This is a genomic window from Xanthobacter autotrophicus ATCC 700552 (genome assembly GCF_043194565.1).
Classification (GTDB): domain Bacteria; phylum Pseudomonadota; class Alphaproteobacteria; order Rhizobiales; family Xanthobacteraceae; genus Xanthobacter; species Xanthobacter autotrophicus_F.
Map to the genome: position 1 here is coordinate 154,150 of NZ_JBAFVS010000007.1, position 13,424 is coordinate 167,573.

The 13,424-nt window shown below is 73.3% G+C and carries 13 protein-coding genes; 10 read left to right on the forward strand and 3 right to left on the reverse strand.

The features are described 5' to 3' along the window. The 5 genes from cobN to V5F48_RS10005 are packed head-to-tail and all read left to right on the forward strand — an operon-like array spanning nucleotide 1 to nucleotide 6,883. Nucleotides 1-3,366 carry a cobaltochelatase subunit CobN gene (cobN, locus tag V5F48_RS09985; protein WP_394258562.1) on the forward strand — a complete coding sequence of 1,122 codons (3,366 nt, stop codon included), beginning with the start codon at nucleotides 1-3 and terminating at the stop codon, nucleotides 3,364-3,366. Then, entirely contained in the window at nucleotides 3,363-4,667 is a 1,305-nt protein-coding gene (gene cobG, locus V5F48_RS09990; RefSeq protein WP_394258563.1) for a precorrin-3B synthase, read from the forward strand. The genes cobN and cobG overlap by 4 nt, the downstream gene beginning before the upstream one ends. 13 nt (nucleotides 4,668-4,680) lie before the next feature. Further along, entirely contained in the window at nucleotides 4,681-5,316 is a 636-nt protein-coding gene (locus V5F48_RS09995; protein ID WP_394258564.1) for a precorrin-8X methylmutase, read from the forward strand. Continuing rightward, nucleotides 5,313-6,038, forward strand: coding sequence for a precorrin-2 C(20)-methyltransferase (locus V5F48_RS10000; RefSeq protein WP_394258565.1), 726 nt, complete (start codon nucleotides 5,313-5,315; stop codon nucleotides 6,036-6,038). Before V5F48_RS09995 ends, V5F48_RS10000 begins: the two co-directional genes overlap by 4 nt. Beyond that, the gene (locus tag V5F48_RS10005) at nucleotides 6,035-6,883 is read left to right on the forward strand and encodes a precorrin-3B C(17)-methyltransferase (protein WP_394258566.1); all 849 of its coding nucleotides are present in this window, start codon (nucleotides 6,035-6,037) and stop codon (nucleotides 6,881-6,883) included. The genes V5F48_RS10000 and V5F48_RS10005 overlap by 4 nt, the downstream gene beginning before the upstream one ends. Here the strand turns inward: V5F48_RS10005 and V5F48_RS10010 are convergent. Then, nucleotides 6,826-7,653 (reverse strand): cobalt-precorrin-6A reductase, encoded by an 828-nt coding sequence (locus V5F48_RS10010; protein WP_394258638.1) that lies wholly within the window; start codon nucleotides 7,651-7,653, stop codon nucleotides 6,826-6,828. The two genes, V5F48_RS10005 and V5F48_RS10010, sit on opposite strands and share 58 nt — an antisense overlap. Between V5F48_RS10010 and cbiE the strand changes: the two genes are divergently transcribed. Genes cbiE through cobM form a run of 3 tightly spaced genes read left to right on the forward strand, consistent with a single transcriptional unit; the run spans nucleotide 7,652 to nucleotide 10,217 of the window. Further along, on the forward strand, nucleotides 7,652-9,073 hold the full coding sequence (cbiE, locus tag V5F48_RS10015; RefSeq protein ID WP_394258567.1) for a precorrin-6y C5,15-methyltransferase (decarboxylating) subunit CbiE: 1,422 nt from the start codon (nucleotides 7,652-7,654) through the stop codon (nucleotides 9,071-9,073). The two genes, V5F48_RS10010 and cbiE, sit on opposite strands and share 2 nt — an antisense overlap. Then, entirely contained in the window at nucleotides 9,070-9,459 is a 390-nt protein-coding gene (locus tag V5F48_RS10020) for a cobalamin biosynthesis protein (RefSeq protein ID WP_394258568.1), read from the forward strand. Before cbiE ends, V5F48_RS10020 begins: the two co-directional genes overlap by 4 nt. Continuing rightward, complete coding sequence (gene cobM, locus V5F48_RS10025; RefSeq protein WP_394258569.1) at nucleotides 9,456-10,217, forward strand: precorrin-4 C(11)-methyltransferase; 762 nt, start codon at nucleotides 9,456-9,458, stop codon at nucleotides 10,215-10,217. Before V5F48_RS10020 ends, cobM begins: the two co-directional genes overlap by 4 nt. Before the next feature lie 8 nt (nucleotides 10,218-10,225). Here the strand turns inward: cobM and V5F48_RS10030 are convergent, their stop codons facing one another. Next, nucleotides 10,226-11,356 carry a cobalt-precorrin-5B (C(1))-methyltransferase gene (locus V5F48_RS10030; RefSeq protein ID WP_394258570.1) on the reverse strand — a complete coding sequence of 377 codons (1,131 nt, stop codon included), beginning with the start codon at nucleotides 11,354-11,356 and terminating at the stop codon, nucleotides 10,226-10,228. Between the two features lie 50 nt (nucleotides 11,357-11,406). Here V5F48_RS10030 and V5F48_RS10035 point away from each other — a divergent pair, with 50 nt between their 5' ends. Continuing rightward, nucleotides 11,407-12,723 carry a cobyrinate a,c-diamide synthase gene (locus tag V5F48_RS10035; protein WP_394258571.1) on the forward strand — a complete coding sequence of 439 codons (1,317 nt, stop codon included), beginning with the start codon at nucleotides 11,407-11,409 and terminating at the stop codon, nucleotides 12,721-12,723. A gap of 12 nt (nucleotides 12,724-12,735) precedes the next feature. Here V5F48_RS10035 and V5F48_RS10040 read toward each other — a convergent pair whose 3' ends face one another. Further along, on the reverse strand, nucleotides 12,736-12,942 hold the full coding sequence (locus V5F48_RS10040; protein WP_394258572.1) for a hypothetical protein: 207 nt from the start codon (nucleotides 12,940-12,942) through the stop codon (nucleotides 12,736-12,738). A gap of 200 nt (nucleotides 12,943-13,142) precedes the next feature. Here V5F48_RS10040 and V5F48_RS10045 point away from each other — a divergent pair, with 200 nt between their 5' ends. Beyond that, a complete protein-coding gene (locus V5F48_RS10045; protein WP_394110821.1) occupies nucleotides 13,143-13,364 on the forward strand; it encodes a hypothetical protein in 222 nt (73 codons plus the stop codon). Nucleotides 13,365-13,424: the final 60 nt, after the last annotated feature.

Here is a 13,424-nt window from a genome sequence, read left to right on the forward strand (position 1 = left end):
ATGCACATCCTCGCCACCACATCGACGACGCTGGAGGATCTGGCCGAGCCGGTCGATCTCGCCCAGCCGCCCGGCGACATGGTGGCGCTGTCCTTCACCGACAGCGACCTGCTGGCCCTGTCCGCCGCCTGGCGGGCGCGGCGCCATGACCTGCCCAGCCTGCGCCTTGCCCGGCTGAAGGACCTCACCCATCCCATGTCCGTGGATTTGTGGGTGGAGAAGGTGGCGCGCCACGCCAAGGTGGTGCTGGTGCGCCAGCTCGGCGGCCTCGACTGGTGGCGCTACGGCGCCGAACAGCTTTCCGCCCTCGCCCGAGCGCGCGGCATCGCCCTCGCGCTGCTGCCGGGCGAGGACCAGGACGACCCGCGCCTCGCCGCCCTCTCCACCGTGCCGGCGGACGAGCTGGCCCAATGGCTCGCCTACTTTCGCGCCGGCGGACCGGACAATATGGCGGTGCTCCTCGCCCGCATGGCCGCGACGGCCGGCTTTGCCACGCCCACCGAAATCGCACCGCCGCGCCCCGTTCCCGCCACCGCCTTCTATCGCCCCGGCGCGGGGCTGGCGGAACCGCAGGCCAGCTTTGCCGCCGCGCGGGCGGAGGGACGGCGGAGCGCCCTCATCCTCTTCTACCGCTCCCAGTGGCTCGCGGCCGATACCGCTGCCATCGATGCGCTCGCCGCCGCCCTTGAAGCGCGCGGCATCGCCGCCGTGCCCCTGTTCGTGCCGAGCCTGAAGGCGCCCGAAGCCCGCGCCGCCGTGCGCGATGCGCTGGCCGCGCTCAAGCCGGCGGTGATCGTCACCACCACCGCGTTTGCGGCGGGGGATGCTGCGGAGCTGTTCCCGGCCGGCGGGCCGCCGGTGCTTCAGGCCGCCCCCGCCACCACCGCCCGCGCCGCCTGGACGCAAAGCCCGCGCGGGCTTTCGGCCGCCGACCTCGCCATGCATGTGGTGCTGCCGGAGCTGGACGGGCGGGTGCTGGCCGGTGCGCTCTCCTTCAAGGATTTCGCGCCGGCCGATACGGACCTTGCCTTCGCTCCCGCCATCAACCGGCCGGAACCGGACCTGGTGGCCCATGTGGCGGACCGCGTCGCCGGCCTCGTGCGCCTTGCCGCCACGCCCCGCGCGGAACGGCGGCTGGCGCTGATCCTGCCCGATTATCCCGGCGCCGAAGGCCGCTCCGGCTATGCGGTGGGGCTCGATGTTCCGGAAAGCGCGCGGCGGCTGATGGCAACGCTGCGCGACGCCGGCTATGCCACCGGCCCGGTGCCCGCCGATGCGAAGGCGCTGCTCGCCGCCATCGCGCCCGCGCCGGCCCTCTCCCTCGATGCCTATGGCCGCGCGTTCGACCGCCTGCCGGACGAAACCCGTGCGACGGTGATCGCAGCATGGGGCGCGCCCGAAGCCGACGCGGACCTGAAGGACGGCGCCTTCCAGTTCCGCATCGCCCGCTTTGGCGCGCTCACCCTCGCCTTCGCGCCCGATCGTGGCGCGGCGCTGGACCGGCGGGCGGATTATCACGACGCGGCCCTGCCGCCGCGCCATGCCCTCATCGCCTTCGGCCTGTGGCTGCGCGAGGGGCTGGAGGCCCACGCCGTGGTCCATCTCGGCGCCCACGGCACGCTGGAATGGCTGCCGGGCAAGGCGGTGGCGCTGACGCCGGCCTGCTTCCCGCAGGTGGTCATGGGCGCGCTGCCGGTGGTCTATCCCTTCATCGTCTCCAATCCCGGCGAGGCGGCGCAGGCGAAACGACGGCTTGCCGCCGTCACCATCGGCCATTTGCCCCCGCCCCTGGCCGCCGCCGGACTTTCGGAGGCCGAGCAGAGGCTGGAGCGGCTGGTGGATGAATACGCGCAGGCGGACGGCCTCGACCGCCGCCGCCGCGAGCGCCTCGCCCAGCTCATCGTGGAAACCGCCGGCGAGACCGGGCTTGCCGCCACCGCCGGCGTCACCACCGCCACCGATCCCGACGAGGCCCTGCGCCGCATCGATGCCTGGCTGTGCGACCTGAAGGACCTTGCGGTGAAGGATGGCCTCCACATCTTCGGCCATGTGCCGGAGGACGAGGCCGACCCCGCCCGCATGGCCTGCGCCGGCACTGAGGCCCAAGCGCTGCTCGATGCCCTCGACGGCCGCTTCGTGCCGGCCGGTCCCGCCGGGGCGCCGGCGCGGGGACGGCGGGATGTTTTGCCCACCGGGCGCAACCTCTACACCGCCGATCCGCGCACCCTGCCCACCCCCACCGCCTGCGACCTCGCCCGCAAGGCGGCCGACGAGGCCCTGCGCCTGCTGTTGCAGGAGCAGGGCGACTGGCCCCGCGCGCTGGTGCTGGACCTGTGGGGCAGCGCCTCCTTGCGCACGGGCGGCGAGGAGATCGCCCAGGGCCTCGCCTTCCTCGGCTGCCGGCCCATGTGGGAAGCGGCGAGCGGCCGCGTCACCGGCATCGAGGTGCTGCCCCCCGCCGTGCTGGGGCGTCCGCGCATCGATGTGACCTTCCGCATCTCCGGCCTGTTCCGCGACATCTTCCCGGCGCAGATCGCGCTTCTGGACGCTGCCGTGCGCGCCGTGGCCGCGCGGGACGAGGACGACGCCGAGAACCCGCTGGCCGCCGCCCGCCGCCGGGGCGAGGACCTGTCCCGCCTGTTCGGCTCGGCGCCGGGCGCCTATGGCGCGGGCATCGAGGCGCAGCTCCAGCGCGGCGCCTTCGAGGATCGCGCCGAGCTGGGCCATGCCTATCTCGCGGCCGCCTCCCACGCCTATGGTGGGGTGGATGGCGTTGCGCGGCCCGCCCCCGGCGCCTTCGCCGGGCGGATCGCCACGGCCGATGCCCTGATCCACGGCGCGGACGATGCCGCCCGCGACCTGCTGGACGGCAGCGAGGACGCCGCCTTCATGGGCGGCTTTGCAGCCGCCGGCGCGGCGCTGGGGCGCAAGGCCCATCTGGTGGTGCTCGATACCACCGACCCCGACCGCCCCCGCGCCCGCCCCCTCGCCGAAGCGCTGGCGCGGCTGGTGCACGGGCGCGCCTCGCCGACCTTCATCACCGGCCAGATGCGCCACGGCCCGCGCGGGGCGGCGGAACTGGCGGAGACGGTGGACCGCCTCGTCGCCTTCGCCGAGACCACGCAGGAGGTGGCGAGCGCCCTGCTGGACCGCCTCCACGACGCCTATCTGGCGGAGCCGGCCGTGCGCGCCTTCCTGCTCGACCAGAACCCCGCCGCTGCCCGCGCCATGGCCCGCCGCTTCGCCGATGCCCGCCGCCGTGGCCTGTGGCACAGCCGCCGCAACGCCCTCGACGCTGATCTCGACGCGCTCCTCGCCGAGGCGACCGAGGCGCAGGTGACCGCCCCCAAGGAGGCGGCGGAATGAGCCCCCGCCCGCCCGCGCGCCGGGGCGCCTGTCCGGCCTTCCTCGCGCCCATGGAGACCGGCGACGGCCTGATCCTGCGCCTCGTGCCGGCGGAGGGGGCCATCTCCCCCGACCAGCTGCGTGGCCTCGCCCGCGCGGCGACGGCGTTCGGCAATTCCATGATGGAGATCACCGCCCGTGGCAGCCTCCAGGTGCGCGGGCTGACGGCGGAAACGGTGGCGCCGCTTCAGGATGCGGTGCTGGCGCTCGGCATCACGCCGCGCCTGGGCCTCGCCATCGACATCTCTCCGCTCTCGGGGCTCGATCCCCGGGAGGTTGCCGACGCACGCCCCCTCGCCGGGCGCATCCGGGAGGGCGCGGCGGGACTTGCGGGCAAGCTCGGGCCGAAGGTGTCCGTGGTCATCGACGGCGGCGGCGCCATCAGCCTTGGCGGCCAGAAGGCGGATGTGCGGCTCGTCGCCCTGCGCTCCGGCGCGGACGTGATGTGGTCCGTCACCATCGGCGGCGGCGCGCCGGAGCTGCTGACGGAACTTGAGGCGACCGCGCTGGCCCTCGACGCTTTGTCGCGGATCGCCGCCCTCGGCCGCCGCGCCCGCGCCACCGACCTGCCGGGATGCGACGCCGCGCAAGGCGATCATGACAAGCCACCCGCCCCGCTGGGCACCTTCCCGCTCGCCGATGGCCGCTTTGCCTGCGGTATCGGCCTGCCCTTCGGCGCCGGTGCTGCGGAACTGTTCACGGCCCTCGCCGATGCGGCCGAAGCGGCCGGGGCCAGCGACCTGCGGCCGGCGACCGAGCGGGTGCTCCTCGCCACCGGCCTCGACGCGGAGGGCGCCCCTGCCTTCGCGGTGGAAGCGCGGCGGCTCGGCTGTCTGGTGGCCCCCCACGATCCGCGCGCCTACGTCGCCGCCTGCCCTGGCGCGCCGGCCTGCGTCTGCGCCCATTTCCCGGCGCGGGACCTCGCGCCCATGGTGGCCGAGGCCCTCGCGCCGCTGCTGGATGGCACGGTGACGGTACACCTATCCGCCTGCGCCAAGGGCTGCGCCCATCCCGCGCCCGCGACCCTCACCTTCGTGGGCATGGACGAGGGGATCGCTCTGGTGCATGAGGGCGCACCCTCCGGGGCACGCGGGCCGGTGATCGCGGTGGACACGCTGGCGGCAAGGCTCGCAACGCTGGCCTTGACGCCCCGCGCGCCCGGCGAGACCGGACGCGGGCTTCTGGCCCGCATGCAAGAGGCAGGTTTACCGGCGGGCCTTTGGCTGCGCGAAGGAAACGACAGACCGATGATGAAGACGTGACGAGCCGCGCAGCATGACCCTCCCCTTCGATTACGTGCGCGACGGCACCGCCATCTACGAGCGCTCCTTCGCCATCATCCGTGCCGAGGCGGACCTGTCGCGCTTCTCCACCGAGGAAGAAGACGTGGCGGTGCGCATGATCCACGCCTGCGGGCTGGTGGAGGCGGCGCGGGACTTCGTGTTCGGCCCCGGCGCGGTGGCCGCCGCCCGCGCGGCGCTCGAAGCCGGCGCGCCCATCCTGTGCGATGCGCAGATGGTGGCCCATGGCATCACCCGCGCCCGCCTGCCCGCCAACAACGAGGTGGTCTGCACCCTGCGCGATCCCGCCGTGCCGGCATTGGCCGAAAAGCTCGGCACCACCCGCTCGGCCGCGGCGCTGGAATTGTGGCGCGGGCAGCTTGCCGGCGCGGTGGTGGCCATCGGCAATGCCCCCACCGCCCTGTTCCACCTGCTGGAGATGCTGGACCAGGGCGCGCCCCGCCCCGCCGCCATCCTCGGCATGCCCGTGGGCTTCGTGGGCGCGGCCGAATCCAAGGACGCGCTGGCGGCCGACCCGCGCGGCGTGCCGTTCGCCATCGTGCGCGGGCGGCTCGGCGGCAGCGCCATCACCTCGGCCGCCGTCAACGCGCTGGCGAGGGCCGGGCTATGAGAGGCCAGCTCATCGGCGTGGGCGTCGGCCCCGGCGACCCCGATCTCATGACCCTCAAGGCGGTGAAGGCCATCTCCGGCGCCGACGTGGTGGGCTATTTCGCCAAGGCCGGGAATGTCAGCCACGCGCGCACCATCGCCCAGGCGCACTTCCGCCCGGATACGGTGGAACTGCCCCTGCTCTATCCGGTCACCACCGAGATCCACCGGCACGACGATGCCTACCGCTCTGCCATCGGGGCCTTTTATGACGCCTCGGCGGCGCGGGTCGCCGAGCATATCCTCGCCGGCCGAACGGTGGCGGTACTGAGCGAGGGCGACCCGCTGTTCTACGGCTCCTACATGCACCTGCATGTGCGCCTCGCGCCGCGTTTCCCCACCCAGGTCATTCCCGGCGTCACCGGCATGTCCGGCTGCTGGTCGCAGGCGGGGGCGCCCATCGCCCAGGGCGACGACGTGCTCATGGTGCTGCCCGGCACGCTGGATGAAGACGAACTGGCGCGCCGCCTCGCCACGGCCGATGCGGCGGTGATCATGAAGGTCGGCCGCAACCTGCCCAAGATCCGCCGGGCGCTCGCCGCTGCCGGCCGGCTCGACCGCGCGCTCTATGTGGAGCGCGGCACCATGGCCGATTGCGCCCTGGTGCCTTTGGCCGAGCGGGCGGACGAGCGCGCGCCCTATTTCTCCATCGTGCTGGTGCCCGGCTGGGAGCGGGCGGCATGAACACCGGCGACAGGGTGGGGCGCCTCACCGTGGTCGGCCTCGGCCCCGGCGCGGCGCGGCAGATGACGCCTGAGGCCGCGGCGGCGGTGGAAGCGGCGGACCTCGTCTTCGGCTACGCGCCCTATCTCGCCCGCCTGCCGGAGCGGCCGGGGCAGGAGCGCCGGCCGTCCGACAATCGCGAGGAGATCGCCCGCGCCTCGGCCGCGCTGGATGCCGCCGTTGCGGGCGCGCGGGTCGCCATGGTCTCGGGGGGCGATCCCGGCGTGTTCGCCATGGCCGCCGCCGTGTGCGAGGCCATCGAGCACGGCCCGGACGCATGGCGCGCCCTCGATTTCGAGGTGGTGCCGGGCGTCACCGCCATGCTGGCGGTGGCGGCGCGCTGCGGGGCGCCCTTGGGCCACGATTTCTGCGCCCTCTCCCTCTCCGACAATCTGAAGCCCTGGGCGCTGGTGGAAAGGCGCCTGCTGCTGGCGGCGGAGGCGGGCTTTGTCATCGCCCTCTACAATCCCATCAGCCGGGCGCGGCCGTGGCAGTTGGGGCGGGCCTTCGAGATCCTGCGCGAGCGCCTTGCCGGCAACGTGCCCGTGGTGTTCGGCCGGGCGGCGGGGCGCGAGGACGAGCGCATCGCCCTCACCACCCTGGCTGAGGCCGACCCGGCGCAGGCGGACATGGCCACCTGCGTGATCATCGGCACCGCCGACACCCGCATCGTCCCGCGCCCCGGCCTGCCGCCCCTCGTCTATGCGCCGCGCGCGGCGGACAGGCCCGCGCCGCGAGCGGGAGAGGACTACGCGCCGGGAGAGGGAGAGGGCTCCGCTTCCTGTGCCGAAGAGTCCGCTCCGTGAGCGCCAAGCCGGTCGAGCAGCCATGCCTCGGCCTCAGCCGGCGTCTCCACCGCCGGGACAGCGGGCACGGCGGGCCGTTCGATCAGCACCACCCCGATGCCCAGCGCGCGGGCCGCCGCCATCTTGCCGGAGGTGGCCGCGCCGCCGCTGTTCTTGGCCACGATGGTGTCGATGCGATGCGCTTCCAGCAACGCGCGGTCGTCCGCCTCGCCGAACGGGCCGCGCCCGAGCACATATTCGGCGTCGGGCACCGCCAGCGGCGGGGTCACCGGATCGACGCTGCGCACCAGATAGGCGTGCTGCGGCGCCGCCTCGAAGGCGCGCACCTCGTTGCGCCCGAGGGCGAGGAACACCCGCCGGGGCGCATCCCCCAGCGCGACGACCGCCGCCGGCACGTCAGCCACCTCCCGCCACCGGTCGCCGGCAACGGGGACCCACGGCCCGCGCCGCAGGGCGAGGAGGGGCACGCCCGCCGCCGCGCAAGCTTCGGCCGCATTGAAGGACATGCGGGCGGCGTAGGGATGGGTCGCATCCACCACGGCGGCAATGCGCTCCGCCTTCAGGTAGTCTGCAAGCCCCGCCGCGCCGCCGAAGCCGCCGATGCGCACGGGCACCGGCTGGGGCGCGGGATGTTCCGTGCGCCCCGCCAGCGACAGGACCACGTCGAGACCGGCATGGTCGGCGATGCGGGCGGCCAAGCGGGCGGCCAGGCGTTTGGCGAGGGCGCTGGCCTCGCTGGTGCCGCCGAGCAGGAGAATGCGCGGGACCATGGCTGAAACGGCGGGGGTCGAGACGGAGGGATCGGTCATGGCGGACATACTACCAACGGCCCCGGTCTCTGACCGGCGCCGGGAGGGTTTCGCTCAGGCGCCGCGCGGGCTTATACCAACGGGCGACGAGTCAAGCTCATCGCCCGTTGGTATAAGTGCCCCAGCCGGGCGCTGGCTGTCCATCGTCGGCATCGGCGAGGACGGGGCGGACGGCCTCTGCCCCGCCGCGCGCGCCGCCATCGCCTCCGCCGAGATCGTGTTCGGCGGGGCGCGCCACCTCGCCCTTGCCGGCGACCTCGTCACCGGTGAAGCGCAGGTGTGGCCGAGCCCCTTCAGCCTTGCCGGCGTCCTCGCCGCGCGCGGGCGGAACGTCTGCGTCCTCGCCTCGGGCGACCCCTTCCTCTACGGCGTGGGCGCAAGCCTTGCTCGCCATGTCCCCGCGGACGAGATGTCCGCCTTCCCCGCGCCCTCCGCCTTCGCGCTGGCGGCTGCCCGCCTCGGCTGGGCGTTGCAGGAGGCGGACCTCGTCTCCCTCCACGGCCGGCCGCTGGCCCGGCTGCGGCCTTTCCTGCAGGATGGCGCGCGGCTGATCCTGCTCACCTCGGACGAGGACGGGCCGCGACAGGTGGCGGATTTCATCACCGCCCTCGGCTGCGGCGCCTCGCGCCTCGTGGTGCTGGAGGCTTTGGGCGGACCGTCCGAGCGGGTGCGCGAGGCGCGGGCCGATGCCTTTGCCTTCACCGACGTGGCCGCGCTCAACGTGGTGGCGCTGGAGGTGGTAGCAGGCGCCGACGCTCCCCTCCTGCCCCTCGCCAGCGGCCTTCCCGACGACCTGTTCGAGCATGACGGGCAGATCACCAAGCGCGAGGTCCGCGCCCTCACCCTGTCCTCCCTCGCGCCGCGACGGGGCGAATTGCTGTGGGATATCGGCGCCGGGGCGGGCTCCATCGCCATCGAATGGCTGCTGGCCCACCCCTCGCTCAGTGCCATCGCCATCGAAGGGCACGCCGACCGCGCGGCCCGCATCGCCCGCAATGCCGGGCGCCTCGGCGTGCCGCATTTGAAAGTGGTGGAGGGTGCGGCACCCGGCGCCCTTGCCGGCCTGCCCCCGCCGGATGTCATCTTCCTCGGCGGCGGCGCCTCGGAACCGGGCGTGTTCGAGATGGCGCTCGCGGCGCTGAAGCCGGGCGGGCGGCTAGTGGCCAACGCGGTGACGCTGGAGACGGAAGCGGTGCTCCTTTCCGCCCATGCGAGGCTCGGCGGCGACCTCGTGCGCATCGCTCTGGCACGCTCGGTGCCGGTGAAGGGCATGACCGGATGGCGGCCCGCCATGCCGGTCACCCAGTGGCGCTATGGCAAGCCACTCGAAGGCAAGCCACCTGAAGGCAAGCCACCCGAGGGAGAGGGAGGCGGGACATGATCGTGGCCGGCATCGGCTCGAAACGGGGGGTGAGCGTGGACGAGGTGCTCGCCGCCTTCGACGCGGCCCTCGCGCGCGCCGCGCTGGCGCGGGACGACGTGGCCCTCATCGCCGCGCCGGCGGTGAAAGGGGGCGAGGCCGGCATCAGCGAGGCGGCGGCCAGGCTCGGCCTGCCGCTGGTGCTGGTGCCGCAGACCCAGCTGGAAGCCGCCTCCAACCGCACCATGACCCGCTCGGAGCGGGTGATCGCCCTGTTGCGCGTGCCCTCGGCCGCCGAGACGGCGGCCCTTGCCGCTGCCGGCGCACAGGCGCGCCTTCTGGGGCCGCGCCTCGCGCTCGGCCCCGTCACCTGCGCCCTCGCCCGGCGGGAGGAAGTAGAAGAGTGACCGTTCATTTCATCGGCGCCGGTCCGGGCGCGGCGGACCTCATCACCGTGCGCGGGCGCGATCTCATCGCCCGCTGTCCGGTCTGCCTCTATGCCGGCTCCATCGTGGCGCCGGACCTGCTGAACTATTGCCCGCCCGGCGCCCGTATCATCGATACCGCCCCCCTCGACCTCGACCGGATCGAAGCCGAATATGTGCGCGCCCATACGGCGGGCGAGGATGTGGCGCGGCTGCACTCCGGCGACCTCTCCGTCTACAGCGCGGTGGCCGAGCAGATGCGCCGCCTCGACCGGCTTTCCATCCCCTATACGCTGACACCAGGCGTGCCGGCCTTCGCGGCGGCGGCGGCGCTGCTGAAGCGGGAATTCACCGTGCCGGAGGTGGCGCAGAGCCTCGTCATCACCCGCGTCTCCGGTCGCGCCTCGGCCATGCCGGAGGGCGAGCAACTCACGGCCTTCGCTGCCACGGGGGCGACGCTTGCCATCCATCTCGCCATCCACGCCCTTGATCGGGTGGTGGCGGAATTGATCCCGGTGCTGGGCGCCGACTGCCCGGTGGCGGTGGTGGCCAAGGCCTCCTGGCCGGACGGGCGCATCGTCACCGGCACGCTCAGCGACATCACCGGCCAGCTTGCAGCCGACCCCATCCCGCGCACGGCGCTGATCCTGGTGGGGCGGGCGCTGGCGGCGCAGGATTTCCGCGAAAGCGCGCTCTACGACACCGCCTATGTCCGCCGCTTCCGCGGGGGCGGGGAATGAGGCGGCGTTCAGGCCTGCGCGGGGGCGAAGGGCGCACGGCCCATGAGCGTGCCGTCGCGGTCGAACACGGCAATCTCCAGTGCCACATCGGCCCGGCCGAGCGCCCGTGCGGCGGTGGCCCAGGCGGCGCGGGCCACGCAATCGCCCAGCGGGAAGCCCTCGGCGCGGGCGATCTGGAACGCCTCCGCCACCATGTGCGCGGCGCCGATGCGTGCTGCGAGGTCCGGCAGCGCGCCGGCGCCCGCTGCCAGCGCCGCAAGGGCCGCCATGTCGGCACGGCCGCGCTTGGAGTGGAGATCGAGGAAGCCCTGGCCGAGCTTGGTCATCTTGGCGACGCCGCCGGCCACGGTCACCTTCGCCACCGGATGGGTGCGCACATATTTCAGCATGCCGCCGACGAAGTCGCCCATGTCGATGAGCGCCACCTCGTCCAGGCCGTGCAGCTTCTGCACCGCCTGTTCGGATGCGCTGCCGGTGGCCCCGGCCACGTGATCCAGCCCCATGGCGCGGGCCACGTCGATGCCGCGATGGATGGAGTGGATCCAGGCCGCGCAGGAATAGGGCACGACGATGCCCGTGGTGCCCAGCACCGAGAGGCCACCGACGATGCCGAGGCGCGGATTGAGCGTCTTGAGCGCGAGGCGCGCGCCATCGGCGATGGAAATCTCCACCTCCGCATCGGCCGCAACGCCCGCCGCCCGCGCCACTTCGGCGATGCCGGCGGCGATCATGCGGCGGGGCACCGGATTGATGGCCGGCTCACCCGGCGCAATGGGCAGGCCCGGCCGTGTGACCATGCCCACCCCCTCGCCAGCCCGGAAGGTGACGCCGGCACCCGCCGCGCCGCGCCGGACGGCGGCGCGCACGAGGGCGCCGTGGGTCACGTCCGGATCGTCGCCCGCATCCTTGACGATGCCGGCCATGGCGCTATCGGGGCCAAGGTCCTGAACGGCGAGGGCGAAGGCGGGGCGGGCGCCGTTGGGCAGTTCCACCTCGACCGGATCGGGAAAGGCGCCGGTGACGAGGGCCGCGAAGGCAGCCTTGGCCGCGCCGGCGGCGCAGGTGCCCGTGGTCCAGCCACGCTTCAGCGGCCGGTCGGTGGGGGCGCCCTCGGGAAGGTCGCTCGGCACGTCGCTCATGACCGCCTTGATAGAGAGGCCGAGCCGACTGCGGAAGGGGGGACCCGGCGTTGAACGCCCCCCGCGGCCTCCTCATCGCCGCCCCGCGCTCCGGATCGGGCAAGACCACCATCACCCTCGCCCTGCTCTCGGCGCTGGCGGGGCGGGGCGTCGCCGTGCGGGCAGCGAAATCGGGACCGGATTATATCGATCCCGCCTTCCATGCCGCCGCCACCGGCCGGCCGGGGCTCAATCTCGACAGCTGGGCCATGCCGCCGGCTCTCGTCGACCACCTCGCGTCGACGGCGTCGGAGGGTGCCGAGCTGCTGGTGGCGGAAGGCGCCATGGGCCTGTTCGACGGGGTGGCGACGGAGCCGGGCCGCACCGGCGCGGGGGCCGACATCGCCGCCCGCCTGGGCCTGCCGGTGCTGCTGGTGCTGGATGTATCGGGGCAGTCCCAGACGGCGGCAGCGGTACTGCGGGGCTTCCTCAACCACGATCCGCGCGTGCGCATCGCCGGCGTGGTGCTGAACAAGCTCGGCAGCGAGCGGCACACGCGCATGATCCGCGAGGCCATCGCCCCGCTGGGCGTGCCGATCCTTGGAACGGTCCCGCGCGAGGCGACCATCGCGCTGCCCGAGCGCCATCTCGGCCTGGTGCAGGCCGGCGAAACCGACGATCTCGCCGCCCGCCTCAAAGCCCTGGCCGATCTCGGCGAGCGCCATCTCGACCTTGACGGCATCCGCGCCGCCGCCGGACCGCTGGGCCTTGCAGCGGGGGACGCCGACGCGCTGATCCCGCCGCCGGGCCAAAGGATCGCGCTGGCGCAGGATGCGGCCTTCAGCTTCATGTATGCGCACATGCTGGCGGGCTGGCGGGCGCGGGGGGCGGAAATCCTGCCCTTCTCACCCCTGGCCGACGAGGCGCCCGACCCGTCCTGCGACGTGTGCTGGCTGCCCGGCGGCTATCCGGAACTTCATGCCGGCCGGCTGGCGGCGGCGGAGCGCTTCCTCGAAGGCACGCGCCGCTTCGCCCAGACAAAGCCCGTCCACGGCGAGTGCGGTGGCTACATGGCCCTCGGCCAGACGCTCACCGACGCGGACGGCACCACCCACGCCATGCTCGGGCTGCTGGAGCTGGAAACCAGCTTTGCCCGCCGCAAGATGAACCTCGGCTACCGGGTGGCGCGCCTTGTCGCCCCCTCGCCCCTTGGGACGACAGGGGAGACGGTGCGCGGCCATGAGTTCCATTACGCGACCGTGATCACCCGCGGCGGGGACGATCCCCTCGCCGAGCTGTCCGATGCCGAAGGCCGCCCGCTGGGACCCGCCGGCAGCCGGCGCGGCACCTTGACGGGCGGCTTCTTCCACGCCATCGCAAGGGGCTGACGCGGGTGTCGTTCACACCTGCTTGGCGGTGACGGCGAGGATGCGCTTGGCCACCACATAGGCCGCCGGAATGGCGACGACCGCGCCGATGGCCGCCGCGATGGGGATGAGCTGCATGTCCTGCCCCGCCAAAGACGGCATGGCCAGCACGAACATGATGGCCGCGCCGGCAAAGGTGGTGGCGAGCACGAGCCAGACGAGGATTGCAATCTTGAGCATGGTGGGGGTTCCCGCGGCAGACGCTCCTTGATACGCCCTTCCGCTGGGTCCGCTTTTGACACCGATCAACTGTGAATGGGCCGGTCGCGTCGCATGCATTCACCGCATGACCGGGAGCGGCCTTTGCGGGTTATAGTCGCATCTGCAGGCGCGCCGCCGGGCGCCGGAAGGGCGCGCCGCCGATCCCCGGGAGGGACGTCATGCAGTGTCAGTTCAAGGAAGACGACTTCCGTGCTGCCATCCTCGACATCGTCAGCCACAAGGATGGGCAGGCCATCATCATCCAGGTGATCGGTGGAAACACCCTCACCGGCTTCGCGCCCCTGAGCGTGGGCCGCGACTATCTCAGGTGCCAGGTGGCCGCCGGGGCGGGGCAGAAGGAACAGGTGGTTCCCTTCCACTCCATCACCTGCGTGCGCTGAAGTTTGCGTGCGCTGAAGTTTGCGTGCGCTGAGGTTTGCGTGCGCTGAGGTTTGCGTGCG

Coding starts and splice junctions, on each gene's coding strand:
- cobN (WP_394258562.1), top strand. CDS start 1: ATGCACATCCTCGCCACCACATCGACGACGCTGGAGGATCTGGCCGAG.
- cobG (WP_394258563.1), top strand. CDS start 3,363: ATGAGCCCCCGCCCGCCCGCGCGCCGGGGCGCCTGTCCGGCCTTCCTC.
- V5F48_RS09995 (WP_394258564.1), top strand. CDS start 4,681: ATGACCCTCCCCTTCGATTACGTGCGCGACGGCACCGCCATCTACGAG.
- V5F48_RS10000 (WP_394258565.1), top strand. CDS start 5,313: ATGAGAGGCCAGCTCATCGGCGTGGGCGTCGGCCCCGGCGACCCCGAT.
- V5F48_RS10005 (WP_394258566.1), top strand. CDS start 6,035: ATGAACACCGGCGACAGGGTGGGGCGCCTCACCGTGGTCGGCCTCGGC.
- cbiE (WP_394258567.1), top strand. CDS start 7,652: ATGGCTGAAACGGCGGGGGTCGAGACGGAGGGATCGGTCATGGCGGAC.
- V5F48_RS10010 (WP_394258638.1), bottom strand. CDS start 7,653: ATGGTCCCGCGCATTCTCCTGCTCGGCGGCACCAGCGAGGCCAGCGCC.
- V5F48_RS10020 (WP_394258568.1), top strand. CDS start 9,070: ATGATCGTGGCCGGCATCGGCTCGAAACGGGGGGTGAGCGTGGACGAG.
- V5F48_RS10030 (WP_394258570.1), bottom strand. CDS start 11,356: ATGAGCGACGTGCCGAGCGACCTTCCCGAGGGCGCCCCCACCGACCGG.
- V5F48_RS10040 (WP_394258572.1), bottom strand. CDS start 12,942: ATGCTCAAGATTGCAATCCTCGTCTGGCTCGTGCTCGCCACCACCTTT.
- V5F48_RS10045 (WP_394110821.1), top strand. CDS start 13,143: ATGCAGTGTCAGTTCAAGGAAGACGACTTCCGTGCTGCCATCCTCGAC.